Below are 23,821 nucleotides of genomic sequence, written 5' to 3'. Positions count from 1 at the left end.
GGGACGGTGGTGACGGAGGCGGATGAGGTGCTCGCCCGCGTGCGAGCGCGCGCGGATCGCGCCGTCCGCCGTGCCGAGCTCGCGCCGGGGATGACCTTCGAACAGGTCGTCGAAGCGGTCGAGCGGGCGCTGCGGATGCGGCTGCGCATCGTCGCCGAGACCGACACCAGCGGCTGGGGGACGCTGACCGGCTTCGTCACCTCGTTCGGCGACCGTCGCGAGGCCAGCATCCACGTGCGGGCCTCGGATGCCGCCGTCTACCGGCAGTTCGCCGCCTCGCACGAACTGGGGCACCTCCTCGACGACGCGCACTGCGCGGGATCTCTGCACGAGCGCTCCTCGGTCTCGCCGCACGACAACCCCGACCTGAGCACGCCCGAGTACGAGGCGGAGCTGGTCGCCGAGCACGTCGCGCACCGGATCGCGCGTCTGCTCTACGCCTCGCCGAGGGTGGCGGAGTCGTCGTGGTGACCGTCATCCTCATCGACGTCGCTCTTGCGGGTCTCCTGCTGGTCGTCGCCCTGCGGGCGCGGGTGGCCTGGCGCCAGCCGCGCGCGCGCATCGCGTGGTTCGCCGCGCTGATCGGCTCGATCGCCCTGCTGACCCAGGGCACCGTCGTCCCCCTCGAACTGCTCGACGGCCTGCTCGGCGGGACCAACGTGCTCAAGCTCGTGCAGAACGTCCTGACCATGGTCGCGCTGTGGCTCGGCATCCAGGCCGGAACGGCCCCCGTGACGGCGCGCATCCGGACGCTGCGCTGGTGGTTCCCGGCCTGTCTCGCGGCGCTGTTCGTCGTCGTGTTCTTCGTCGTGGTGCCCGAGCGCGGGTCGTCGTCGTTCCTCTTCCTCGAGAACCTGGCCGTGACCTCGACCGGCGCATGGGCGTACGGGGTGCTGCACATGGCGGGGATCGCGCTCGTCGGCCTGCTGCTGTTCCGCTCGGCCCGCCCCTCGCTGCCGAAACCGCGCGTGTTCTTCCGCGTCGGGGCCGTCGGCATCGTCCTCGGGTGCCTGAGCGAGATCGTCGACCTCACGCTCTCGCGGTTCTTCGAGCCGGACGCGGTCGTGAGCGCGCTCTTCGACCCCCTGTTCTACCTCGGCGTCGTGTCGTTCGTGATCGGCATCTTCGTGGCATCCCGTTCCTCGACGACGATCCGTCGCCGCGGCGAAGACCTCCTCGCGCGACTCGAACCGGTCGCGCGCGAACGCGGGGTCCGCTCGTTCGCGGGGATGCCCGCCGACGCCGTCGTCGAGACGCGCCTGCACGCCCTCCGGGTCGCCGTCGAAGACGACGCGATCGCCACCTCATCGCCGCTGAGCCCCGCGCAGCGCGCGCTCATCGACGAGATCGACGCCCACCTCACCCGCCGAACCACGGGAGTACGTCCATGATCCGATCCCTCGCCATCGGTACCGGTGTCGCCGCCGCGACCGTCGCCGTCGCCCACGAGGCGCTCGCCGGCTACGTCGCGCGTCGGCTCATCGCACCGCGCGCGCCGAAGGTCTACGCCCCCATCACCGTCGCCGGCGACACCGTCACCGTTCCCGCGACCCTCGAGAGTCGCGAACCGGGCACCTACGGGCTCTGGCTCGACGACGGCCGTCACGTCGTGGTCGGCGAACCGCTGCGCATCGGGAAGGACCGGGTCGTGCGCGAGCTCGCCTCGCGTCCGGACGGGCTCGCAGACGGGGAGGCCGTGGCCACCTGGACCTCGCAGAGCATCGGCGCCCCCGAAGACGTCGGGCCCACCCGCCACGTGTCGGTGCCGCTGCGCCGCGGCGGCGTCGCCGAGGCCTGGGAGATCGGCGATCGCGACACGGCCGACGGACGGTGGACGATCCACGTGCACGGCCTGCGCTCGAGCCGCAACGGCGCCCTGCGCTCGACCCCGGCCACGGCTGACGCGGGTTGGATGTCGCTCGTGGTGTCGTACGCCGGCGACGAGGAGTGCGCCCCCGCCGACGCCCTGCCCTCGACGCTCGGTACGCGCGAGTGGCTCGACGTCGACGACGCGATCGCCTACGCCGTCGCCCAGGGCGCGCGCGAGATCGTGCTGGTCGCATGGTCGATGGGCGGGACGATCGCGATGCTCGCCCTCGAGCAGTCGGCCGACCGCGACCGCGTCACCGCCCTCGTGCTCGTGGCACCGGCGCTGGACTGGACGCGGGTGGTCGAGAACGCCGTCGCCGGAGCCCGCTTGCCGCGCTCGATCGCGGGCGCCTCGATGCGCATCCTCGGCAGTCGGATCGGCGCTCGGGCCCTGGGACTCATCGAGGCCGTCGACGCCCCGGCGCTCAACTGGGTCGACGGCCCCCGGCCGGCACCGACCGTGCCGACGCTCATCGTGCACAGCCTGCGCGACCCCGTGGTGCCGGTGAGCGGATCGCTCGCGTACGTGAAGCGGCATCCGGATGCCGAGCTCGTCGCGTTCGACGCGACCGGGCATTGCAACGAGGCGAACCAGGATCCGGTCCGCTTCCGCGAGGCGATCACGGGCTTCTTGCGGAACCGACCGCGCGTCTGACGCGTCGGTCGGTCAGGCGGAGAGCGCGGCGATCGCTCCGCGCGCGCCGTGTTCGGCCAGTGCCGCGCGCGCCGCGAGGTAGGCCGCGCGCAGACGCGGGTTCTGCCCCAGGTCGCCGAACACCGGCGCGTAGTCGAGGAGCCTCTCGGCGTCGTCGGCGACGATCGCGCGCAGCTCGTCGAGGCGGCTGTCGACCGCGGGGGTCTCTTCCCCGGTCTCCGTGCGGCCCTCGAGGAACACGCTCCACCCCGCGAGCACGAGGGCGGCATGGTCGATGCGCCCGCCCGACGCGAGCTGCTCGCGCACGACGGGCAGCAGGAACTTGGGCAGTCGGTCGGAGCCGTCGACCACCTGACGTGCGAGGGTGTCGCGGATCGCCTCGCTGCCGAAGCGCGCGATGAGCTGGTCGCAGTAGGCGTCGAGGTCGATGCCCGGAACCGGTCGCAGCGTCGGGATCGCCTCGTCGTGCATGTAGCCCTGCAGGAAGTCGACGAACAGGGGATCCGTGCAGACCTCGTGCACGTAGTGCGCACCCGACAGGATGCCGAGGTAGCTCATCGCCTGGTGCGAGGCGTTGAGCAGCCGGAGCTTCATGAGCTCGTAGGGCTCGACATCGTCGACCAGCTGCACGCCCACCTCGTCGAACGGCGGGCGGCCGGCGGGGAAGCGGTCTTCGAGCACCCACTGCTCGAAGGACTCGCTGCGCACCGGCCAGCGATCACGGATGCCGAACTCCGAGGCGACGGCGGCGCGCGTCTCGTCGGTGGTGACGGGGGTGATGCGGTCGACCATCGAGTTGGGGAACGCCACGTTCGCGGCGATCCAGGCGGCCAGCTCGGGGTCGCGTCGCTCGGCGAACCCGAGCAGCGCCGCACGGGCGACGTGGCCGTTGCCTTGGATGTTGTCGCACGACATGACCGTGAACGCCGGGATGCCGGCATCCCGCCGCCGGCGGAGCCCCTCGGCGAGCAGGCCCATGACGCTGCGCGGGGGCAGCGCGCCGTCGAGGTCGGCGAGGGTCGCCTCGTCGCGCGGGGCGTAGGCGCCGGTCGCGTCGTCGATGCCGTAGCCGCCCTCGGTGATGGTGAGCGAGACGATCGCGGTGTCGGGGCCGGCGAGCTTGGCGACCACCGCCTCGGGGTCGTCGGGGACGAAGAGGTAGTCGACGATCGAGCCGACCACGCGGGCCGTGGAGGAGCCGTCGGGGGCGGTCGTGACGAGCGTGTAGAGGTCGTCTTGAGCGGCGAGGGCGTCGCGCATCGCCGCGTCGAAGGAGAGGACTCCGACGCCGCACAGGCCCCACTCGGTGTAGCCGGCCTCGAGCAGACGGTCGAGGTACATCGCCTCGTGCGCCCGGTGGAAGCCGCCGACGCCGAAGTGGACGATGCGCGCGCGCACGGCCGCCCGGTCGTACGTCGGAACGGAGACGTTCGCCGCGAGGGAGGGGAGGGCGGCGGCGGTGAGGTCGGTCATGCGGTGCTCCGTGTGGGTGGGGAGGGCGGGGCGAGTTGCGTGAGCCCGGTGGCTGAGCCTGTCGAAGCCTGCGGGTGGGTGGTTGCGGTCCCTTCGACGGGCTCAGGGACCTGGGGTGCGTGAGCCCGGTGGCTGAGCCTGTCGAAGCCTGCGGGCGGGAGGGGGTGGATGCCGGGACCTGCGCGTGGGGGGCGGGGGTCCCGGCATCCGGGATCGGGCGTCAGCAGCTGGACTTGTAGACCGCGTCCTTGCCGTCGCCGTTGATGTTGTCCTTGGTGAGGATGGTGAAGCCGGTCTGGATCTTCTCCTCCGTCGCTTCGCCCTTGAGGGCGGCGATGGCCTGCTTGACGCCGTCGGAGCCGATGGTGGCGGGCTCTTGGGCGACGAGGGCCTGGACGGTGCCGGCTTCGAGGGCCTTGACCTGGGCGGGACCGGCGTCGAAGCCGACGATGGTGACCTGGCCCTGCTTGCCGGCCTGCTGGACGCCGGTGGCGCTTCCTTCGGCGGCGAAGAGGTTGGCGGCGAAGATGCCGACGATGTCGGGGTCTTTCTGCAGGGCGGCGGTGACGATCTCCGCGGCGGTGGAGGGTTCGTTGTGGGAGTACTGCACGCCCACGGAGGTGAACTTGGAGTCCTTCTTGACGGCGTCTTCGAAGCCCTGGGCGCGGGCGTCGGTGGTGGAGACGCCGGGGTCGGTGGAGACGACGAGGACCTTGCCGCCGTTGGGGTTGGCCTTCTGGATCGCCTCGAACGCGGCCGCTCCGCCGCCTTCGTTGTCACTGGAGATCTGCGACACCGCGCCGGAGGGGTCCTCCAGCGTCGTGTCGACGAGGACGACCTTGATTCCGGCGGCTTCGGCTGCGGCGATGGGCGCCTGCATGGCGGAGACGTCGGTGGGGGCGATGAGCAGTGCGTCGGGCTTGGAGGCGACGACGGCGTCGACGATGGGCTTCTGCAGGGTGGGGTCGAACTTCTCGGGGCCCTGGGTGGTGACGGTGGCGCCTTCCTTCTCGGCTTCGGCTTCGATGCCGCACTGCATGGAGATGTAGAACTCATCCCCGGCGACGCCCTGCACGAACGCGATCTTGTACCCGCCGTCCGAACCGCCCGACGCGCCGCCCGAGGCGGCTCCGCCCGAACAGCCCGCGAGGGTCAGGGTCGCCGCCATGCCGAAGACCGTCAGCGCGGTCGCCTTCTTGTTCCACTTCATTGTGATCACCGTTCTTGTTGTCGGGTTGGGTAAGGGGTTGTGAGGGAAGGATGCCGCCGCGGCTCAGCCGCGCCGACCTCCGCTGAGGAACTTGCGCCAGAGGCCCTGCGAGTTGCCGCGCGTGGCGGCGGTGCGGCGCACCTGGTCGACGTACACCGCCGTGATCAGCACCGCGCCCACGGCCACCTGCTGCCAGAACGGCTGCACGCCCGTGATGACGAAGCCGTTCTGCAGCACCGCCGGGATGAACAGGCCGACGACCGTGCCCATGATCGTGCCGACCCCGCCGAAGAGGGAGGTGCCGCCGATCACCACGGCCGCGATGACATTGAGGTTGGTCTGCGACTGCCCTGCGATCGCCGTCGTGGAGAACTGCGAGAGAGACAGGATGCCGCCGAGCCCGGCCAGAGCGCCCGAGATCGTGTAGATCTTGATCAGCTGCGCGTCGACCTTGACGCCGACGCGGCGGGCGGCGATCTCGCTCGATCCGACCGCCAGCGTGTAGAGGCCGAAGCGCGTGTAGTGCAGCACGATCGCGCCGATCGCGACGACCACGAGGGCGATGACGCTGATGATCGGGACGCTGCCGAAGACGTTGCCGTAGCCGATCGAGACGGTCAGCACGGTGGGGACATCGCGGATATCGACGCCGCCGGTGAGGATCTGCGCGAGGCCGAGGGCCATGCCGAGCGATCCCAGGGTGACGATGAGCGGCGGGATCTTCGCCTTGGCGATGAGGAAGCCGTTCAGCAGTCCCCAGCACACGCCGCTGAGGATCGCGACCAGGATGCCGACGACGGCGACGCCCCAGCCCTCTCCGCCGAGCGCCCGCATGACGATGGCCGCGACCACGCCCGAGAACACCAGGACCGACCCCACCGACAGGTCGATGCCGGCGGTGATGATGACGTAGGTCATGCCCACCGCGAGGACCGCGAGGATCGAGGCGTTCTGGATGATGAGGCGGAAGTTGGTCCACTGCGCGAACGAGTCGGGCGCGATGATGCTGAAGACGATGATGATCGCCAGCAGGACGAGGAGGATCTGGAAGGCCTGCGTGCGGAGGATGCGGCGGACCGGGTTGACCTTCTGGTTGTCGTCGAACGTGCCGATCGCGACGGTCTCGGTGGGAGGGGTCGTGGTGCTCACTTCTGGTCGTCCTTCGTGACGGCGCCGGTCATGAGCCCGACGAGTTCTTCCATGGAGGTGTCCGCGGCCCGGATGTTCGCGACGCGGGTGCCCAGGCGCAGCACCTGGATGCGGTCGGAGACGTCGATGACGTGGGGCATCGAGTGCGAGATGAAGACCACGGCGATTCCCTTGTCGCGCACGCGACGGATGGTCTCGAGTACGTTCTTCGTCTGACGCACGCCCAGGGCGGCGGTGGGTTCGTCGAGGAACACGACGCGCGAGGCCCAGTGCACCGCCCGGGCGATCGCGATCGCCTGACGCTGACCGCCCGACATCTCGCCGACGGGCGAGGTGAGGCTGCGCACCGTGGCGCCGAGTTCGTCGAACGCGGCACGGGAGGCCTTCGCCATGTCCTTCGTCTTCATGAAGCCGAGGGCGCCCGCGAGGCCGGGCCGGCGGATCTCGCGGCCGAGGTACATGTTCTGCACCGGGTCGAGGTGCGGGGCCAGCGCCAGATCCTGGTAGACCGTCTCGATGCCGAGGGAGGAGGCGACCTGCGGGTTCGACATGTCGATCGGCTTGCCGTCGAAGCGGATCTCGCCCTCGTCGACCCCGAGGTTTCCCGACAGGGCTTTGACCAGCGTCGACTTGCCCGCGCCGTTGTCGCCGATCAGTGCGGTGACCTCGCCGGGGTAGACCTCGAAGTCGACGTTGTTCAGGGCGCGGACGGACCCGAATTGACGCGACAGGCCCCGCGCCTGCAGCACGGGCGTGGCCGTGGTGGTGCTCATGAGGAAGCTCCTTCGTGGTGACCGGCGCCCCCGGCGGGGGCGTCGGAGACGGTGACGACGAGGTCGGCCCGGCCGCGTCCGCGCTCGACGACGGCGGCGTTGCGCTCGTCGACCTCGCGGACCCAGGCGACGGCTTCGTCGTAGGGGTGGTCGTGGGAGAGGCGGCGGGCGACGAGGCGCTCGCGGCGCAGGTGCGCCTCGATGTCGAGGAACCAGACTTCGTCGAGGCGGGATGCCACGGCATCCCACCCGAAAGCGTCGTGCAGCAGGTAGTTGCCCTCGGTGATGACGAGCGGCACGTGGGCGGGCACGTGCACGGCCGAGCCGATCGACTCCTCCAGGGAGCGATCGAAGCGCGGGGCGTAGACCGCGTGGCCGGCCCGGATGCGGTCGAGGAGGGCGATGTACCCGTCGACGTCGAAGGTGTCGGGGGCGCCCTTGCGGTCGCGGCGTCCGAGACGCACGAGCTCCTCGTTGGCGAGGTGGAAGCCGTCCATGCCCACCAGGACGGCATCGGAGCCGAGGGCGGCGAGCAGCGCGTCGCTGACGGTGGACTTGCCCGCGCCGGGGGTGCCGGCGAGTCCCAGCACGCGGCGCTCACCGGTCGCGACGAGAGCGCGCGCACGCTCGACGAGGTCGTCGAGGTGCACGGTCGCGGCGGCGACCGGCCGAGCGTTCTGCGAGGTGCGGGTCACGGCGGTGTGGTCCTTCCGGGGACGCCGCACGTCGGAGTGCTGCGTCGATGAAGCGGTCCGGTGGAGGGCCCCACCGGTCGAACTCCGGTTACGGTAAGCCCACCGTGACACCGGTGTCAACACCCGTGACCAATTCGTCATGACACCGAAGTCATCCGCGTGATTCTGTGGTTATCATGGGCCGCGACGACACCGACGTCGTCCTCGACACCGAGCCCGCGAAAGAGCCTCCCCATGACCGAATTCACCGACCGCACCATCCTCGTCACCGGCGCCGGTGGCGGGATCGGCGGCGCGACCGTCCGCCACCTCGTCGCCGCGGGAGCGACCGTCCTCGCCGCCGGGCGAACGGCCGACAGCGTCGAGGCGATCGCCGCCGAGACCGGGGCCGAGCCGGTCGTGTTCGACCTCGAGTCCGAGGACGAGATCCGTTCCGCGATCGAGGGCCGCGACCTCTACGGCGTCGTCAACTGCGGTGGCTGGGGCGGCGAGATCGCCACCCCCATGGACACCGACATCGACGTCTTCGACAAGGTCATGAGCATCAACGCGCGCGGGTCGCTGCTGGTCACCAAGTACGCGTCCCGCGAGATGATCCGCGTCGGCAAGGGCGGCGCGATCGTCAACGTCTCGAGCCAGGCGAGCCTCGTCGCCCTCACCGGACACATCTCGTACGGCTCGTCGAAGGCCGCCCTCGACAACATCACGCGCGTCTCGGCCCTCGAACTCGGCGGGTACGGCATCCGCGTCAACAGCGTCAACCCGACCGTCGTCATGACGCCGATGTCGGCGTGGTACTGGGGCCGCCCCGACATCGAGGGGCCCTTCCTCGAGGCGATGCCGCTGCACAAGTGGGCGACCGAGGACGACATCGCCGCGCCCATCGTGTTCCTGCTCAGCGACGGCGCCGGAATGATCTCGGGCGTCTCGCTCCCCATCGACGGCGGCTACTCCAGCCGCTGACCGGCGCACCGCGGCTTCCCGGGCGTACCCCGCCGTGGGGCCTGGCGAGGGCGCCGTGGGGGCGCCGCGCTGGGGTTCCGTGCGGGGTCGGTCGCGGCCGGGTGCGTGCATGACCTCCGTGATTCGCGCAGGGTCAGTGGCATCCGGGCGTGTGGGGCTGAGGTTGTGCGGATCGCGGAGTTTGTCGCGGTCGGGATGCCGCGGGCGTGTCCCGGGCTAAAGGCCCAGCGTGCGCTCCAGGAACGCATTGCGGAAGACGCCCCGCGGGTCGGTCTCGCGGGCGGCGGCGAGGAAGTCCTCGGCCCGGGGGAGGGTGGCGCGGACGGCCTCGCCGAGCATCGTGAACGCCTTGCCCCAGTGCGGGCGCACGTCGAACGGTGCGAGAGCGACCTCGATGTGCGGCAGCACCGCCAGCACGCCCTCGGTGTCGTTGCGCCAGGTGAAGTGGATCGCGAGCACGTCGCGCCGGTACGCGGGGCTCATCCACAGCTCGTCGGCGGCGACGGTGCGCAGCTCGGTCACCAGCAGCTGGGCGTCGAACGCGGGCGCGATCGCGCGGACCGCGGCGAGGGCGTCGCGCGCGGCGGCGAAGGGCACGAAGTACTCGGACTGGATCTCGTCGCCGTCGCTCGGGAGCGCGTCGGCGCGGAAGTGCGGGAGTCGCGTGTGCCACGGCCCGACGGACCCGCGCGGGGTCGTGTTGTCGACCGTGCGGATGCGACCGAGGTGGATGTCGTCGCCGACCGGCCGACCGCCGAGATCCTCGACCCAGGCCGGGGCCCCCGCATCGCTCTTGGCCCACACCAGGTCGTGCGCCGGGTCGCCCCACGTCGTGAAGACGCTGACGCTGCGCGACCCGCCGAACACCCGCTCGGGGTCGCCCGCGATGTCGTCCCAGGCCACGCCGGTGTACGCCTGCTGGGTCACCTCGTACGTCGGCTCGGTCTGCAGCTCGACGGCGGTGACGACGCCGAGGGCGCCCAGGCTCAGGGCGGCCGCTCCGAACCACTCGTGCGTCTCGTCGATGCGGTGCGTGCGGCCGTCGGCATCCATGATCTCGACGGCCCGCACCGCGCTCGAGAGATTCCCGTTGCGCACGCCCGATCCGTGCGTTCCGGTCGCGGTGGCGCCCGCGGCCGAGATGTGCGGGAGCGAGCCGAGGTTGTGCAGCGCCCGGCCCTGCGCTTCGATCACCGGAGCGAGCTGCGCGAAGGTCACGAGCCCCTCGACCCGCACGCGATCGCCGACGAGGTCGATGCGCGTCGGCATCCGCTCGAGTGACACGAGAGCCGCCGCGGAATCGGCGATGTCGTTGAACGTGTGCCGGGTCGCCTGCACGCGCAGCGAATCGGCGGATGCCACGACCTCGGCGAGCTCGTCGAGGTCGGTGGGCAGCAGCACCTCGGTGGCGCGGTAACGGTGGTTGCCCGACCAGGTGGCTCCGGCGGAACGCGTCTCGATCATGGAATCTCCTGGGGTGGGACGGGGCGGACGCCTCCATCCTGCCCCGTCCCACCGACATCGGGGCGGGCCGGCACCGGCTCCGCCCGACCGCGGTCCGGGCTGACGCCTCGCCGCGCGTGGCCGGCCCCGGTCAGCGCGCCGGGAACAGTGCAGCCTCGAACACGGCCTCGGCCGCGCCGACGAGCAGGCGGTCCTCGCCCAGCTCGGCGACGGCCACGCGCAACCCCTCGGCGCACGCGGGGATCGTCTGCGCCCGCACGGCCCGATCGAGGCCGTCGAGGTCGAGTTCGGCGAGAGCGGCGAGGAAGCCTCCCAGCACGATCACCGCGGGGTTCATGACGTTCGCGGCATTGGCCAGGGCGGTCGCGAGGATCCGCCGCTGGCGCTCAGTCTCGGCGCGCACCGCGGCGTCGGAGCTGCGGGCGAGAGCGTCGCGCAGGGCCGCGTCGTCGAGGGCGCCCGCTCCCAGCGCATCGAGCAGCAGGGCTCGGCTCACCTCGTCTTCGAGCACGCCGTCGGCGGCCCGACGGTCGCCGGGGTCGACGATGCCGGGACGGTTCTGGCCGAACTCGCCGGCGTACCCGCCCGCGCCGCCCAGGGGATTCCCGCCCACGATCACGGCCCCGCCGATACCGCTCGCGCCGCCGTTGAGGTAGACCACGTCGTGCACCCCGCGCGCGGCTCCGAACAGGTGCTCGGCCACCGCGCCGAGGGCGGCGTCGTTGGCGACGTGCGAGGGCAGGCCCGTGGCATCCGTCATCAATCCGGCGAGCGGCGCGTCGTGCCACCCGAGGTGCGGCGCCTCGCGGACGAGTCCGTCCCCGGCCCGCACGGGCCCCGGCACCGCCACGCCCACCCCGACCGGTCGCGCGTCGGCGAGGACGTCTGCCCGCCAGAGATCGAGATGGATGCCGACGAGCTCGGCGGTGCGCGCGGGGGTGAGCAGCGCGTCCTGGGCGAGGCGCTCGCGGACCACGATCGTGCCGTCGAGAGCGACCGCGCCGAGGTCGAGGGAGTCGACCTCGGGATTCACCGCGATCGCGACGACGCGCGGGTCGGGTTCGACGATCGGCGAGGGGCGCCCGACGCGTCCCTGGGTCTCGGAGGCTCGCTCGACGACGAGGCCCGCCCGCTGCAGCTCTCCCACGAGATCGGCGATCGTCGAGCGATTGAGGCCGGTCGCCTCGGTGAGGGCGGCGCGGGAGCGCGGGCCCTCCCGATGGACGGTGCGCAGCACGAGCGCCAGGTTGGCGCGGCGCATGCCGTCGCCCCGACTGCCCGCGGTGACCATCCGACCACTGTGCCATGCGCCGGACCGATTCCCACCCCGGGCAAAGCGCACGGTGCCAGGATCGGAGCATGGACCTCTCCGGCATCCCCATCACCACCATCCGCGGCGAAGAGACGACCTTCGGCGACCTGACCGCCGGCAAGGCGGCGCTCGTCGTGAACGTCGCTTCGCGGTGCGGCCTCGCCCCGCAGTACGAGGCGCTCGAGGCGCTGCACAAGAAGTACGCCGACCGCGGGTTCACGGTGATCGGCTTCCCCAGCAACCAGTTCCTGCAGGAGCTCAGCGACGAGGACAAGATCGCCGAGTACTGCTCCGCCACGTGGGGCGTGACCTTCCCGATGTCGGAGAAGGTGAAGATCAACGGCCGCAACGCCCATCCGCTCTACAAGGAGCTCACGACGACCCCGGATGCCGAGGGCAAGACCGGTCGCATCTCGTGGAACTTCGAGAAGTTCGTCGTCGCCCCCGACGGTCGCGTGACGCGCTTCAGCCCGCGCACCCTGCCCGACGCCCCCGAGGTCGTCGCGGCGATCGAGGACGCGCTCCCGCGCTGAGGCCCGGCCCCGGCGCGCCCGGCCCCGGAAGCCGCCGCTTCTGCGTTTCCCGGCGCGCCTGGCCGCCCGCCGCCGCGCCCGGCCCCGGCCGCCGCTGCTCCGGTGGAGTCTCCCGACGCTCCGGAGCGGGCCGGGCCGGCGCGGCGTGACGCGGACACTCGACCGGCCCGGCCGCGGCCGGCCGGTGTCGGCGGTCTGCCCTATCCTGACCGGGATCCGACCCGAAGGAGTCCTCATGGCCGATGCCGTCGTCCTCGTCTCCGGTGGTGCCGCCGTCACCCCGTTCACCGACCCCGAGCGGGCGGCGGCGACGGGGCTCGCGGCCGGCAACACCATGACGGCGCTCCGTGCGCACCACCTCGACCGGGGGGTGCCCGTGTTCACGGCGCCCGCCCGCATCGGGGCGGGAACGGTCGAGCGGGATGCCGGGTGGCAGGGTTTCGACGACGTGCCCGTCGTGCTGTCGGACGCGGTCACGATCAACGCCGTCGGACGGATCGACGACGCCGGGGTCTCGCTCGCCGCCTTCCTGCGGTGGCTCGCCGGCGAGCAGGGGCTGGCGAGCATCGACCTCGTCGGCCACTCGATGGGCGGGCTTTTCTCGCGCGCCGCGATCCGCGAGCTCGCGGGCGGCGGTCCGCGGGTGGAGCATCTCGTGACCCTGGGCACGCCCTGGGACGGATCGGTGCTCGGAGACCTGATCGACGGCGAGATCTCCGAGGCCGATGCCCAGGGCGACCCCGCCACCCTGCAGATCCTCGCCGAGGCCCGCCCGTACGCGGCCGCGAATTCCGAGGGGGCGGCCGCGGAGGTCTCCCGTCGGTATCTGCGCGGCTGGAACGACCGTCAGGCGGGTGTGCTCGACGGCATCCCGGTGACCGCCGTCGGGGCCGGGTACTTCGCCGCGTCGACCGAGCCGGCGCAGCTGTGGCCCCACGACGGCTTGGTCTCCCTCACCAGCGGCCGTGCCGATCACGTGCCCTCCGCGGTGCTGCCGATCGTCGAGCGGCACGCGTTCGACGACCACGTGCACAGCATCTTCTTCGCCGAGGCGTTCGGTCTGCCGTGGGAGCGCGCGCTCACCTGGGACCCCGAGGTGTTCGCGGTGGTGGACGCGGCGCTCGGGCGCTGACGCGAGGGTGGACGCCGCGGCATCCGGGGTATATGTTGTGAGCACCAACAAAACCGACGGTGCGTCACCGCGCACCGGTGCGTCCATGCGAAGGAGCAGGAATGCCCACCCCCACCCGCGATGACAAGTTCTCGTTCGGCCTCTGGACCGTCGGATACAACGGCACCGACCCCTTCGGCGGTCCCACCCGCGAGCCGCTCGACGTCGTGCACGTCGTCGAGAAGCTCGCCGAGCTCGGCGCCTACGGCCTGACGTTCCACGACGACGACCTCTTCGCGTTCGGCTCGACCGACGCCGAGCGTCAGACCCAGATCGACCGCCTCAAGGGCGCGATGGAGGCCACCGGCATCGTGACGCCGATGGTCACGACCAACCTCTTCTCGGCCCCGGTCTTCAAGGACGGCGGCTTCACCTCGAACGACCGTCAGGTGCGCCGCTTCGCCCTGCGCAAGGTGCTGCGCAACCTCGACCTCGCCGCCGAGCTCGGCGCGAAGACGTTCGTCATGTGGGGCGGCCGCGAGGGCGCCGAGTACGACTCCGCGAAGGACATCCGTCAGGCGCTCGAGCGCTACCGCGAGGCCGTCAACCTGCTCGGCGACTACGTCACCGACAAGGGCTACGACATCCGCTTCGCCATCGAGCCGAAGCCCAACGAGCCCCGCGGCGACATCCTGCTGCCGACGCTCGGCCACGCGATCGCGTTCATCGACTCGCTCGAGCGCCCCGAGCTCGTGGGCCTGAACCCCGAGGTCGGTCACGAGCAGATGGCGGGTCTGAACTTCGCCGCCGGCATCGCCCAGGCGCTGTACCACGGCAAGCTCTTCCACATCGACCTCAACGGTCAGCGCGGCATCAAGTACGACCAGGACCTCGTCTTCGGCCACGGCGACCTGCACAACGCGTTCGCGCTGGTCGACCTGCTCGAGAACGGCGGCCCCGGCGGTGTGCCCGCGTACGACGGCCCCCGCCACTTCGACTACAAGCCCTCGCGCACCGAGGACGAGACCGGCGTCTGGGACTCCGTCTCGGCCAACATGAACACCTACCTGCTGCTCAAGGAGCGCGCCGCGGCCTTCCGCGCCGACCCCGAGGTGCAGGAGGCGCTCGAGGCCGCCAAGGTCGCCGAGCTCGCGAAGCCGACCCTGAACGAGGGCGAGTCGTACGACGACCTCCTCGCCGACCGCTCGGCGTACGAAGACTTCGACGTCGACGCCTACCTCGGCGGCAAGGGCTTCGGCTTCGTCCGTCTGCAGCAGCTCGCGACCGAGCACCTGCTCGGCGCGCGCTGAGCGTCGGAGGGGTCCGGATGCCGCGGCATCCGGACCCCTCTCCTCTTCTCCGTCGAGTGTCCAAGACACGCCGCATCGCCGCCGTGCGAGTCGGCGTGTCTTGGATACTGAACGGGATGCCGCGGTGGTGCGGCGCGAACAGAGGGAGTGAGCATGGCGCTCGTCATGGGAGTCGACTCGTCGACGCAGTCGTGCAAGGTGGTCGTCGTCGACGCCGAGACCGGGCGCGTGGTGCGCGAGGGGCGCGCGTCGCACCCCGCCGGCACCTCCGTCGACCCCGAGGCCTGGTGGGGGGCGCTTCAGGATGCCATCGCCCAGGCCGGTGGTCTCGACGACGTCGCCGCCGTCTCGATCGCGGGGCAGCAGCACGGCATGGTGGTGCTGGATGCCGAGGGGGCGGTCATCCGCGACGCTCTGCTCTGGAACGACACCCGGTCGGCGCCGGCCGCGCGCGACCTGATCGACGAGGTCGGAGCGGCGGAGTTCGCGGAGCGGACGGGGGCGGTGCCCGTGGCGTCGTTCACGGGCACGAAGCTGCGCTGGCTGCGCGACGCCGAGCCCGAGAACGCCGCGCGCGTCGCGGCCGTCGCGCTGCCGCACGACTGGCTGACCTGGCGTCTGCGCGGCTTCGGCCCCGGAAACGCCGTGCTCGAGGAGCTCGTCACCGATCGCTCCGACGCCTCGGGAACCGCGTACTGGGGCGCGGACGGGTACGACGACGACCTGTTCGTGCGCGCCCTCGGCCACGACGCGGTGCGTCCGCGCGTGCTCGCGCCGTGGGAGAGCGCGGGCACGCTGCCCGGCGGGGCGCTCGTGGGACCGGGCGCCGGCGACAACGCCGGCGCGGCCCTGGGCCTGGGCGCGGGGGTCGGCGACGTGGTCGTCTCGCTCGGCACCTCGGGCACCGTCTTCGCCGTGGCCGACGCCCCCGCGCGCGACACCACCGGCACCGTGGCCGGGTTCGCCGACGCGACGGGGAGGTTCCTGCCGCTGGTCGCGACCCTCAACGCCGCGCGCGTGCTCGACGCCGTCGCGGGTCTGCTCGGCGTCACGCACGACGAACTCGGCGCCCTGGCGCTCGAGGCCGAGCCCGGCGCCGACGGCGTTGTGCTGGTGCCGTGGTTCGAGGGCGAGCGCACCCCGAACCTGCCGAACGCGACGGCATCGCTGACGGGTCTGACCCTGGCATCCACCACTCGTCCGACGCTCGCGCGCGCCGCGATCGAGGGGATGCTGAGCGGTCTCGCGGTCGGCCTCGAGGCGATCCAAGCGCAGGGCGTCGAGGTGCGCCGTGTGCTGCTGATTGGCGGGGCGGCGGCGAACGACGCCGTGGCGCGCATCGCGGCGCAGGTGTTCGACGCCGAGATCGTCGTGCCGGCGGCGGGGGAGTACGTCGCTCTCGGTGCCGCGCGCCAGGCGGCGGGGGTGCTCGCGGCCGGTCCGGTGGACTGGACCGTGGCGACGACCCGCGCGGTCGATCCCGACCACCGCCCGATCATCCGCTCGCAGTACGACGCGGTCGCGGCGCTGCGCGCGACGGAGAGCTGACCGCGCGGATCGAGGTGGATTCGGCGAACCCGGATACGCCAGAGTAGGACAGGACCCGTCGACGCCTTGTAAGGGGGGCGTCGGCGGGTTCTTCGCGGGAGCGCTCCCTTGGGGGCGGGGAGGGAGCAGGGTCGCCGGCAGTCCGCGCCCGTCGGAACACGTCCGGCCGGTACTCACCGGCTCCGGCTCCATCGTCGAGATGAACGGACGCTGCCCGTGCCGCCCCTCCCGCGCCGCTACTGTGAGTCCTCATGAGCGGCGACACCGGCGGCAAGCGCATCGGCGTGCGTGACGTCGCCGTCGCCGCGGGGGTGTCGGCGCAGACGGTCTCGCGCGTCCTGAACGGGTACCCGGGCATCCGCGAGGCGACCAGGGAGCGGGTGCTCGACGCGGTCGCCGCCCTCGACTATCGCGTGAACAACGCCGCCCGCGCTCTCGGCACGAGCCTGACACGAACGGTCGGGGTCGTGGCATCCGATGCCGTCCTGCATGGGCCGGCCGCGGGGATCGCCGCCCTCGAGCGGGCCGCGCGGGCGCGCGGCCGGTGGATCTCGACCGCCTACACCGACTCGGACGACCCCGCCGACATCGACGCCGCCGTGCGCCACCTCCTGGATCAGGGGGTCGACGGGATCGTGCTCGTCGCCGCGCACGGAGCCACCCCGCTCGAGGGATACGACGTGCCGATCGTGCCGCTGTACGGCGAGTCGGGGAGTCGCCAACGCGATGCGGCCGCCCTCGTCGTGGATCATCTCGCCGACCTCGGGCACCGTCGCATCGTCGAGGTGGCCGGTCCGTCGGACTGGCGCGAGGCCCTCGCGCGCACGGCCGGCGTCGCCGACGCCGTCGACCGCCGCGGCCTCGAACGCGCGGATCGGCTCGAGGGGGACTGGAGTGCCGCTTCGGGGGCCGCCGTCGCCGAGGCGGTCGCCGCCGGCCTCGCGGAGGGGGCCACGGCCGTTGCGGTCGCCAACGATCAGATGGCCCTCGGGCTCACGGCCGGTCTCATGTCCCGAGGACTCCGGGTACCGGCGGACGTCTCGGTCGCGGGTTTCGACGACAACCCGGATGCCGCGTTCTACACGCCGTCGCTCACGACGGTGCGCCTCGACGTCGAGGGGGAGGCGGAGTACGCCGTGGCCGCGGTGCTGGGCGACGCGGTCGTCGCGCCGGCGGCTCCCGTGCTGGTGGTCCGGGACTCCACCGCCCCGCCGGCCTGACGCCGGGTGGCGTCCGCACATCGTAGGTTGCGCGCTCGCCGCCCGGCGCGACAGCCCCTCGAGATCACACGATCGGCGCGAGGTCACGCGGTTCGGCCGCGCCGCAGCCTGTCACCTCGCGCCGATCGTGTGACCTCGGCGCACGCGTGACGGCGACCCGCGAAACGCACCGTCGCGGAAGCGCGATGTTACCGGTAACATTGCCCACCAAGGGCGCTGCGCCCCACCCCGAACCCCGTCGAAGGAGACCGCGTGTCCGATGCCGCCACGTTCGCGCCCGAGGTGCAGGAGGCCATCGACGCCGTCCGCGCCGACGTCGCGCGACTGCACGCCGAGCTCGTGCGCTACAACCTCGTCATCTGGACCGGCGGCAACGTCTCGGGCCGCGTCCCCGGGGCCGACCTGTTCGTGATCAAGCCGTCCGGCGTCTCGTACGACGACCTCGCGCCCGAGAACATGATCCTGTGCGACCTCGACGGCAACGCCATCCCCGGCGCACCCGGCTCCGAGCGCAGCCCCTCCAGCGACACCGCGGCGCACGCCTACGTCTACCGCCACATGCCCGAGGTCGGCGGCGTCGTCCACACGCACTCGACTTTCGCCGTGGCGTGGGCGGCGCGCGGGGAGGAGATCCCCTGCGTCATCACCGGCATGGCCGACGAGTTCGGCGGTCCCATCCCCGTCGGTCCGTTCGCGATCATCGGCGACGACTCGATCGGGCGCGGCATCGTCGAGACCCTGAGCGGACACCGCAGCCGCGCCGTGCTCATGCAGAACCACGGCCCGTTCACGATCGGCGTCAGCGCGAAGGATGCCGTCAAGGCCGCCGTCATGTGCGAGGACGCGGCGCGCACCGTGCACTACGCCCGCGAGGCCGGCCCCCTCGTGCCGATCCCGCAGGACAGGATCGACGCGCTCTACAACCGCTACCAGAACGTCTACGGACAGAGCACGGACGACCGCCGATGAACGCCCTGATCACCGACGGCCGCGCCAGCCTGGGCATCGAGCTCGGCTCCACCCGCATCAAGGCGTGCCTCATCGGCCCCGACGCCCAGGTCCTCGCCACCGGCTCCCACGAGTGGGAGAACGTCTACGCCGACAAGCTCTGGACCTATTCACTGGATGCCGTCTGGTCGGGCCTGCAGGCCGCCTACGCCGAGCTGGTCGAGAACGTCCGGCAGCAGCACGGCGTCACTCCCGAGCGCTACGCCGCCATGGGTGTCTCGGCGATGATGCACGGCTACCTCGCTTTCGACGCCGATGGAGAGCTCCTCGCCCCCTTCCGCACGTGGCGCAACACCAACACCGGTGTCGCGGCGGCTGAGCTCACGGAGCTGCTGGGCGTGAACATCCCGCTGCGCTGGTCGATCGCCCACCTGCACCAGGCGGTGGTGGATGCCGAGCCCCACGTGCCCGAGATCCGCTTCCTCACCACGCTGGCCGGGTACGTCCACTGGAAGCTCACCGGCGAGAAGGTGCTCGGTGTCGGCGATGCGTCGGGTGTGTTCCCCATCGACTCCGCGACCCGTGACTACGACGCCGAGCTCGTCGCCCGCTACGACGGCCTCGCCGACGGGCGCGTCCCGGCGCTGACCGACCTGCTGCCGCGCGTGCTCGTGGCCGGGGCCGCGGCCGGCGAGCTGACCGACGACGGGGCACGGCTGCTCGACCCGAGCGGAACCCTGCGTCCCGGCATCCCGTTCGCTCCTCCCGAGGGCGACGCGGGCACGGGCATGGTCGCGACCTGCGCCGTGGCGCCCCGCACGGGCAACGTGAGCGCCGGTACGAGCATCTTCGCGATGGTCGTGCTCGAGCGCCCGCTCAGCGAGGTGCACCACGAGCTCGACCTCGTCACGACGCCCTCGGGGGACGCGGTCGCGATGGTGCACTGCAACAACGGCGCGAGCGAGCTGGCCGCGTGGGCGAACATGTTCACCGCTTTCTCGGTCGCGGCGGGCGTGCCCCAGACCCCGGATGCCACCTACGCGGCGCTTTTCTCCGCCGCGCTCGAGGGCGAGGCCGACGCCGGCGGACTGCTGGCGTACAACCACCTCGCCGGTGAGCCGATCGCGGGTCTCGACGAGGGGCGTCCGCTCGTGGTGCGCACCCCCGACAGCCGCCTGACCCTGCCGAACTTCATGCGCGCGCAGCTCTACGGCGTCTTCGGGACGCTCGCGCTCGGAATGGACGTGCTGCACCGCGAGGGCGTGCAGCTCGATCGGATGTACGCGCACGGCGGCATGTTCCGCACGGCCGGTGTCGCGCAGCGCTTCCTCGCGGCGGCTCTCGACGCTCCCGTCGCGGTCGCCGAGACCGCCTCGGAAGGCGGCGCGTGGGGCATGGCCGTGCTGGCCGCCTATGTCGCCGACGACTCCGGCCGCGACCTCGACCAGTGGCTGCGCGAGACGGTGTTCGCCACCGCCCCGATCATCACCGCCGACCCCGAGCCGGCGGACGTCGCCGGGTTCTCGGCCTACCTCGACCGTTACCGCGCGGGCCTCGCCGTCGAGGCCGCCGCCGTGGCATCCCTCTGAGACCGACAGGAAAGAAACATGACTCGCACGAAGCTCAAGAACGACCTCGACGGCTACGAGGTCTGGTTCGTCACCGGCAGCCAGAACCTCTACGGCGAGGAGACCCTGAAGCAGGTCGCCGAGCAGTCGCAGGCCGTCGTCGAGGGCCTGAACGGCCTGCCGGTGAAGGTCGTCTGGAAGCCCGTGCTGAAGGACTCCGACAGCATCCGCCGCATGGCCCTCGAGATCAACGGCCGCGACGACGTCATCGGCGTCATCGCGTGGATGCACACCTTCAGCCCCGCGAAGATGTGGATCGCGGGGCTCGACGCCCTGCAGAAGCCGCTGCTGCACCTGCACACGCAGGCCAACGTCGAGCTGCCGTGGAACGACATCGACTTCGACTTCATGAACCTCAACCAGGCCGCCCACGGCGACCGCGAGTTCGGGTACATCCAGACGCGCCTGGGCGTCTCGCGCAAGACGGTCGTCGGCCACGTGTCGAACCCCGCCGTGCGTCAGCAGATCGAGGACTGGGAGCGCGCCGCCGCCGGCTGGACCGCGGCCCGCACCCTCAAGCTCGCGCGCTTCGGCGACAACATGCGCTTCGTCGCCGTCACCGAGGGCGACAAGACCGAGGCCGAGCTGCGTTTCGGCGTGCAGGTCAACACGTGGGGCGTCAACGAGCTCGTCGAGGCGGTCGAGAAGGCATCGGATGCCGACATCGACGCGCTCGTGCAGGAGTACGTCGACAGCTACGACGTCGTGGAGGAGCTGCTCCCCGGCGGGGCGCGCCACCAGTCGCTGCGCGACGGCGCCGCGATCGAGCTGGGCCTGCGCTCGTTCCTCGAGGAGGGCGGCTTCGGCGCCTTCACCACCTCGTTCGAAGACCTCGGCGCACTGAAGCAGCTCCCGGGTCTCGCGGTGCAGCGCCTCATGGCGGAGGGCTACGGCTTCGGCGCCGAGGGCGACTGGAAGACGGCGATCCTCGTGCGCGTCGCGAACGTCATGGGCGCGGGCCTGCCCGGCGGCGCTTCGCTCATGGAGGACTACACCTACGACCTCGTGCCCGGTAACGAGCGCATCCTCGGGGCTCACATGCTCGAGGTCTCGCCGTCGCTCACGACGAAGAAGCCGCGCCTCGAGATCCACGAGCTCGGCATCGGCGGCAAGGACGACCCGGTGCGCCTGGTCTTCACCGCCGACGCGGGTCCCGCTCTCGTCGTCGCGATGAGCGACATGCGCGACCGCTTCCGCCTCGTCGCCAACGTCGTCGAGAACGTCGACGCCCCCGACCTGCCGAAGCTGCCCGTCGGCCGCGCCGTCTGGAAGCCCGCCCCCGACTTCGCGACCTCGGCCGGCTGCTGGCTCGCCGCCGGTGCCGCGCACCACACCGTCATGACGACGGCCGTGGGCATCGAGGTGTTCCGCGACTTCGCCGAGATCGCCAAGACCGAGCTCGTCGTGATCGACGACGACACCACGGTCCGTGGTTTCCAGAGCGAGCTGCGCTGGAACCAGGCGTACTACCGCCTGGCCCAGGGCCTGTAAAACCCGTCGCCCCGGGAGCCGCACTGCCCCGGGGCGACGCGGCACTCGCGCGCCTCGCTCTCTCGGGGCGCGTGCCGCGGCGCCGGTTCGTCCGGCGCGCGGATCGTGCCCCGGAACCTCCGCAGCGGTGGGCTGCGGAGGTTCCGGGGCATTTCCGCGTTGCGGGCGGGGGCGCCGGGGGTCGCCGCGCGAGGGGTTCCGGCATCCGGTGCGCCCTCGTCCCACTTGTGGCGGTGCGTGTCCCATGTGTGGTGGGTTGGTGGGCGCTGGAGTGGCCATTTTCGGGACATGGGGGCGCCCGTTTCGCGGCGCCGCGGCCGCGCGTCCCGCCGGCTCAGCCCTCCGCGTCGCCAGGTGTGGTCGTGCTGTGCCAGTACGCCGCGGTCTTGCTGCCCACGCGCACGATTCTGTCGGCGCGAAGCTCGGACTCCGGCCAGAAGCAGAGCTCGTAGCTGTCTGGGGCGGTCTCGTCGTCGAGGACGGTGTCCACCTCGTGGCCGGCGTCCATGGCCGTGGCCGACCACCGTGCCCGGTAGGTGCCGAGCGGCAGCGTGATCTCCGCGCCGCCCTCGAAGCCCCCGAACCACAGCACCGACTGGTCGGGACGGAAGGACACCTCGACGATGTCCTCCGCATCGTTGAGCGGGGGTGCGCTGTCGACGAGAAGCACGCGCACGGGAACCGAACCGGTGTGCAGCCCGGTCCGCAGATCCAGGAGCCCCGGAATCGCCGCGCCGCAGAGTCCGTTCACCTGCTCGGCGAACGGACGCCCCGAGACGAAGTCGTCGTAGCGCTCCTCCGGATGCAGCCAGATGAAGCCGTAGTGCACATGCATCGGGCCGTCGAAGATCACCGTCTCCGTCACAGCCGCTGCCCCAGCGCCCACAGCCGGTCCGCGCGACCCGAGATCGCCTCCGACAGGGCGAAGGCCTGCGAATCGGTGAGGGATGCCACGTAGTCGACGATTCCGCGGGATCGCGAGAGGCGCTCGGCCTCGGCATCCGACGGCCGCCGCTCGGCGGGCAGCTGAGCGTATTGCTCGCGCGCGAGCGCAATGAGCTCCCGCAGGCGCCGTGGGGTGCGGGCGCGGTCGAGGTCGTCGTCGAGCCACTCGCCGAGGGCCCGCACCGACCGGGCGAGAATGCGGCTCATGCCGCGCTGCTGGATGGCCAGGTCGGGGCGGCTGAGCACGAAGCGCTTGTGCACGAACTTCAGCACCTCGACGTGGTGCCAGGCCCACGGCGACAGCACGACGGGTCCCGCGCGGGGGGTGTCGAGGGGGCGCAGGCGCGCGGACTCCTGGAACCGGCGGATCCAGCGGTCGGTGAACGCGGCGAGCCGGCGCTCGGCCGTCAGCGACCCGTCGAAGGGGCGGGCGAGCAGATCGGTGACCATCTCGGCATCCACGTCGCTGACGGCGGCGAGGAAGGCCTCATCGTCGGCGATCCACGGGTCGTCGCGGCGCATCTTGCGGCGCAGGCGTTCGAGCCCGGCACCCGGTGCGAGCTCGGCGCGCACCTCGGCGTCGTCGCGGTCGCGCCACTCGAGCACGTCGTCGAGCCAGCCGCGGAATTCCGCCGCGATCGGCGCGTGATCCAGGATGCCGGCGCGGTAGAAGTCGTCGACGTCGTGCACCGAGTACGCGATGTCGTCGGCGAGGTCCATCACGGCGCCCTCGATGCTCTGGCGCAGGGGCTCGGCATCCACCCCCTGACGCGCGTCGTCGAGGTCGGCGAGGTCGAGGTCGTACGCGGAGTACTTGTGCACCCGGTACGCCCCGTCGGGGGAGCGACGGATGCCGCGCGGCGGGCCGACCCGCTCGATGTCGGCGGCCGCGACCGACGGCGCCCACGGGTACTTGGCCGAGGCGGCGCGCACGGCGGCGGTGAGATTGAGCCCGCGCGGGGCGTTCTCGACCACATCGAGCGAGGCGAGGATGCGGTAGGTCTGCGCATTGCCCTCGAATCCGTCCGGGAGGCCGAGCTCCTCGCGCGCGAGGCGGTTGAGCGTCGACTCGCCGAGATGCCCGAACGGCGGGTGGCCGAGGTCGTGCGCGTAGGCCGCGGCCTCGACGACGGTGGCGTTGCAGACGTCGCCCTCGCCGGACCGACGCGAGCTCGTGTTGAGCTGCAGGGCGACGACGCGCGCGATCGCGCTGACCTTGAGCGTGTGCGTGAGCCGGTTGTGGACCGGGGCGCCCGAGATCGACGGCGACACGACCTGCGTCACCGCCGACAGGCGCGAGAAGTACGGCGAGAACTGGATGCGCTCGAGGTCGATCGACCAGGGATCGGCCCGCGCGTCGTCGCGATCAGGGAACACGCGGGATGCCGGATTGCCGACGACGCGATCGAGGTGCGAGCCCGCGTCGGCGCCGCCGGACACGGGGTGCGCGGGCGCAGCGGCATCCGGGGGCGTGGTCTCGTCGTGCAGCGTCATCCGGTCCTCTCGCGGCGTCGATGGCGTGGG

The 23,821-nt window shown here is 71.9% G+C and carries 21 protein-coding genes; 12 read left to right on the top strand and 9 right to left on the bottom strand.

Features of this window, described 5'->3' with window-relative positions:
• Positions 1 to 9: 9 nt before the first annotated feature.
• From AB1K56_RS03635 to AB1K56_RS03625, 3 genes are read left to right on the top strand one after another with little or no spacing between them, the layout of a single operon-like run.
• Positions 10 to 471, top strand: a complete 462-nt coding sequence (locus tag AB1K56_RS03635) for a hypothetical protein (RefSeq protein ID WP_371204591.1) — start codon at positions 10 to 12, stop codon at positions 469 to 471.
• On the top strand, positions 465 to 1,391 hold the full coding sequence (locus AB1K56_RS03630; RefSeq protein WP_371204590.1) for a hypothetical protein: 927 nt from the start codon (positions 465 to 467) through the stop codon (positions 1,389 to 1,391). Before AB1K56_RS03635 ends, AB1K56_RS03630 begins: the two co-directional genes overlap by 7 nt.
• Positions 1,388 to 2,524, top strand: coding sequence for an alpha/beta hydrolase family protein (locus tag AB1K56_RS03625; RefSeq protein WP_371204589.1), 1,137 nt, complete (start codon positions 1,388 to 1,390; stop codon positions 2,522 to 2,524). Before AB1K56_RS03630 ends, AB1K56_RS03625 begins: the two co-directional genes overlap by 4 nt.
• Positions 2,525 to 2,536: 12 nt before the next feature.
• Here AB1K56_RS03625 and AB1K56_RS03620 read toward each other — a convergent pair whose 3' ends face one another.
• The 5 genes from AB1K56_RS03620 to AB1K56_RS03600 all read right to left on the bottom strand — a co-directional run bounded on the left by AB1K56_RS03620 (position 2,537) and on the right by AB1K56_RS03600 (position 7,824).
• A complete protein-coding gene (locus tag AB1K56_RS03620; RefSeq protein ID WP_371204588.1) occupies positions 2,537 to 3,997 on the bottom strand; it encodes a mannitol dehydrogenase family protein in 1,461 nt (486 codons plus the stop codon).
• Between the two features lie 220 nt (positions 3,998 to 4,217).
• A complete protein-coding gene (locus AB1K56_RS03615) occupies positions 4,218 to 5,207 on the bottom strand; it encodes an ABC transporter substrate-binding protein (RefSeq protein WP_371204587.1) in 990 nt (329 codons plus the stop codon).
• 63 nt (positions 5,208 to 5,270) lie between these two features.
• Positions 5,271 to 6,356, bottom strand: a complete 1,086-nt coding sequence (locus AB1K56_RS03610) for an ABC transporter permease (RefSeq protein ID WP_136587459.1) — start codon at positions 6,354 to 6,356, stop codon at positions 5,271 to 5,273.
• Positions 6,353 to 7,129, bottom strand: a complete 777-nt coding sequence (locus tag AB1K56_RS03605; RefSeq protein WP_371204586.1) for an ATP-binding cassette domain-containing protein — start codon at positions 7,127 to 7,129, stop codon at positions 6,353 to 6,355. The genes AB1K56_RS03610 and AB1K56_RS03605 overlap by 4 nt, the downstream gene beginning before the upstream one ends.
• On the bottom strand, positions 7,126 to 7,824 hold the full coding sequence (locus tag AB1K56_RS03600; RefSeq protein WP_371204585.1) for a nucleoside/nucleotide kinase family protein: 699 nt from the start codon (positions 7,822 to 7,824) through the stop codon (positions 7,126 to 7,128). Before AB1K56_RS03600 ends, AB1K56_RS03605 begins: the two co-directional genes overlap by 4 nt.
• Before the next feature lie 234 nt (positions 7,825 to 8,058).
• Here AB1K56_RS03600 and AB1K56_RS03595 point away from each other — a divergent pair, with 234 nt between their 5' ends.
• On the top strand, positions 8,059 to 8,787 hold the full coding sequence (locus tag AB1K56_RS03595) for an SDR family oxidoreductase (RefSeq protein ID WP_136587462.1): 729 nt from the start codon (positions 8,059 to 8,061) through the stop codon (positions 8,785 to 8,787).
• Between the two features lie 216 nt (positions 8,788 to 9,003).
• On the opposite strand, the gene AB1K56_RS03590 is transcribed toward AB1K56_RS03595, so the two are convergent.
• Both AB1K56_RS03590 and AB1K56_RS03585 read right to left on the bottom strand, forming a co-directional pair.
• Positions 9,004 to 10,251 (bottom strand): D-arabinono-1,4-lactone oxidase, encoded by a 1,248-nt coding sequence (locus tag AB1K56_RS03590; RefSeq protein WP_371204584.1) that lies wholly within the window; start codon positions 10,249 to 10,251, stop codon positions 9,004 to 9,006.
• Between the two features lie 130 nt (positions 10,252 to 10,381).
• Positions 10,382 to 11,542 carry an ROK family protein gene (locus AB1K56_RS03585; RefSeq protein ID WP_371204583.1) on the bottom strand — a complete coding sequence of 387 codons (1,161 nt, stop codon included), beginning with the start codon at positions 11,540 to 11,542 and terminating at the stop codon, positions 10,382 to 10,384.
• A 68-nt stretch (positions 11,543 to 11,610) separates the two neighbouring features.
• Between AB1K56_RS03585 and AB1K56_RS03580 the strand changes: the two genes are divergently transcribed.
• From AB1K56_RS03580 to araA, 8 genes are all read left to right on the top strand, one after another.
• Positions 11,611 to 12,096 (top strand): glutathione peroxidase, encoded by a 486-nt coding sequence (locus AB1K56_RS03580; RefSeq protein ID WP_136587465.1) that lies wholly within the window; start codon positions 11,611 to 11,613, stop codon positions 12,094 to 12,096.
• Between the two features lie 235 nt (positions 12,097 to 12,331).
• Positions 12,332 to 13,228, top strand: coding sequence for an esterase/lipase family protein (locus AB1K56_RS03575; RefSeq protein ID WP_371204582.1), 897 nt, complete (start codon positions 12,332 to 12,334; stop codon positions 13,226 to 13,228).
• Positions 13,229 to 13,329: 101 nt separating this feature from the next.
• Positions 13,330 to 14,517 carry a xylose isomerase gene (gene xylA, locus AB1K56_RS03570; RefSeq protein WP_371204581.1) on the top strand — a complete coding sequence of 396 codons (1,188 nt, stop codon included), beginning with the start codon at positions 13,330 to 13,332 and terminating at the stop codon, positions 14,515 to 14,517.
• A 153-nt stretch (positions 14,518 to 14,670) separates the two neighbouring features.
• Positions 14,671 to 16,065: a xylulokinase gene (gene xylB / locus AB1K56_RS03565; RefSeq protein ID WP_371204580.1), complete on the top strand. Its 1,395-nt coding sequence runs from the start codon at positions 14,671 to 14,673 to the stop codon at positions 16,063 to 16,065.
• Between the two features lie 251 nt (positions 16,066 to 16,316).
• Positions 16,317 to 17,285, top strand: coding sequence for a LacI family DNA-binding transcriptional regulator (locus AB1K56_RS03560; protein WP_371204579.1), 969 nt, complete (start codon positions 16,317 to 16,319; stop codon positions 17,283 to 17,285).
• 252 nt (positions 17,286 to 17,537) lie between these two features.
• On the top strand, positions 17,538 to 18,254 hold the full coding sequence (locus tag AB1K56_RS03555) for an L-ribulose-5-phosphate 4-epimerase (RefSeq protein ID WP_136587479.1): 717 nt from the start codon (positions 17,538 to 17,540) through the stop codon (positions 18,252 to 18,254).
• Positions 18,251 to 19,822: a xylulokinase gene (locus AB1K56_RS03550; protein WP_371204578.1), complete on the top strand. Its 1,572-nt coding sequence runs from the start codon at positions 18,251 to 18,253 to the stop codon at positions 19,820 to 19,822. Before AB1K56_RS03555 ends, AB1K56_RS03550 begins: the two co-directional genes overlap by 4 nt.
• A gap of 18 nt (positions 19,823 to 19,840) precedes the next feature.
• Positions 19,841 to 21,352, top strand: a complete 1,512-nt coding sequence (araA, locus tag AB1K56_RS03545) for an L-arabinose isomerase (RefSeq protein WP_371204577.1) — start codon at positions 19,841 to 19,843, stop codon at positions 21,350 to 21,352.
• 334 nt (positions 21,353 to 21,686) lie between these two features.
• Here araA and AB1K56_RS03540 read toward each other — a convergent pair whose 3' ends face one another.
• Together AB1K56_RS03540 and dgt are read right to left on the bottom strand one after the other, a co-directional pair.
• Complete coding sequence (locus AB1K56_RS03540; RefSeq protein WP_371204576.1) at positions 21,687 to 22,217, bottom strand: hypothetical protein; 531 nt, start codon at positions 22,215 to 22,217, stop codon at positions 21,687 to 21,689.
• Positions 22,214 to 23,791: a dGTP triphosphohydrolase gene (dgt, locus tag AB1K56_RS03535; RefSeq protein ID WP_371204575.1), complete on the bottom strand. Its 1,578-nt coding sequence runs from the start codon at positions 23,789 to 23,791 to the stop codon at positions 22,214 to 22,216. Before dgt ends, AB1K56_RS03540 begins: the two co-directional genes overlap by 4 nt.
• Positions 23,792 to 23,821 lie beyond the last annotated feature (30 nt).

It is taken from the genome of Microbacterium sp. BWR-S6Y, assembly GCF_041379845.1.
Classification (GTDB): Bacteria; Actinomycetota; Actinomycetes; order Actinomycetales; family Microbacteriaceae; genus Microbacterium; species Microbacterium hydrothermale.
The sequence above is the reverse complement of the archived record's forward strand: the minus strand, read 5'-3'. Positions and strand labels throughout refer to the sequence as shown.

Coding starts and splice junctions, on each gene's coding strand:
- AB1K56_RS03615 (WP_371204587.1), bottom strand. CDS start 5,207: ATGAAGTGGAACAAGAAGGCGACCGCGCTGACGGTCTTCGGCATGGCG.
- AB1K56_RS03550 (WP_371204578.1), top strand. CDS start 18,251: ATGAACGCCCTGATCACCGACGGCCGCGCCAGCCTGGGCATCGAGCTC.
- AB1K56_RS03590 (WP_371204584.1), bottom strand. CDS start 10,251: ATGATCGAGACGCGTTCCGCCGGAGCCACCTGGTCGGGCAACCACCGT.
- xylB (WP_371204580.1), top strand. CDS start 14,671: ATGGCGCTCGTCATGGGAGTCGACTCGTCGACGCAGTCGTGCAAGGTG.
- araA (WP_371204577.1), top strand. CDS start 19,841: ATGACTCGCACGAAGCTCAAGAACGACCTCGACGGCTACGAGGTCTGG.
- dgt (WP_371204575.1), bottom strand. CDS start 23,791: ATGACGCTGCACGACGAGACCACGCCCCCGGATGCCGCTGCGCCCGCG.
- xylA (WP_371204581.1), top strand. CDS start 13,330: ATGCCCACCCCCACCCGCGATGACAAGTTCTCGTTCGGCCTCTGGACC.
- AB1K56_RS03575 (WP_371204582.1), top strand. CDS start 12,332: ATGGCCGATGCCGTCGTCCTCGTCTCCGGTGGTGCCGCCGTCACCCCG.
- AB1K56_RS03595 (WP_136587462.1), top strand. CDS start 8,059: ATGACCGAATTCACCGACCGCACCATCCTCGTCACCGGCGCCGGTGGC.
- AB1K56_RS03605 (WP_371204586.1), bottom strand. CDS start 7,129: ATGAGCACCACCACGGCCACGCCCGTGCTGCAGGCGCGGGGCCTGTCG.
- AB1K56_RS03560 (WP_371204579.1), top strand. CDS start 16,317: ATGAGCGGCGACACCGGCGGCAAGCGCATCGGCGTGCGTGACGTCGCC.
- AB1K56_RS03625 (WP_371204589.1), top strand. CDS start 1,388: ATGATCCGATCCCTCGCCATCGGTACCGGTGTCGCCGCCGCGACCGTC.
- AB1K56_RS03620 (WP_371204588.1), bottom strand. CDS start 3,997: ATGACCGACCTCACCGCCGCCGCCCTCCCCTCCCTCGCGGCGAACGTC.
- AB1K56_RS03585 (WP_371204583.1), bottom strand. CDS start 11,542: ATGGTCACCGCGGGCAGTCGGGGCGACGGCATGCGCCGCGCCAACCTG.
- AB1K56_RS03580 (WP_136587465.1), top strand. CDS start 11,611: ATGGACCTCTCCGGCATCCCCATCACCACCATCCGCGGCGAAGAGACG.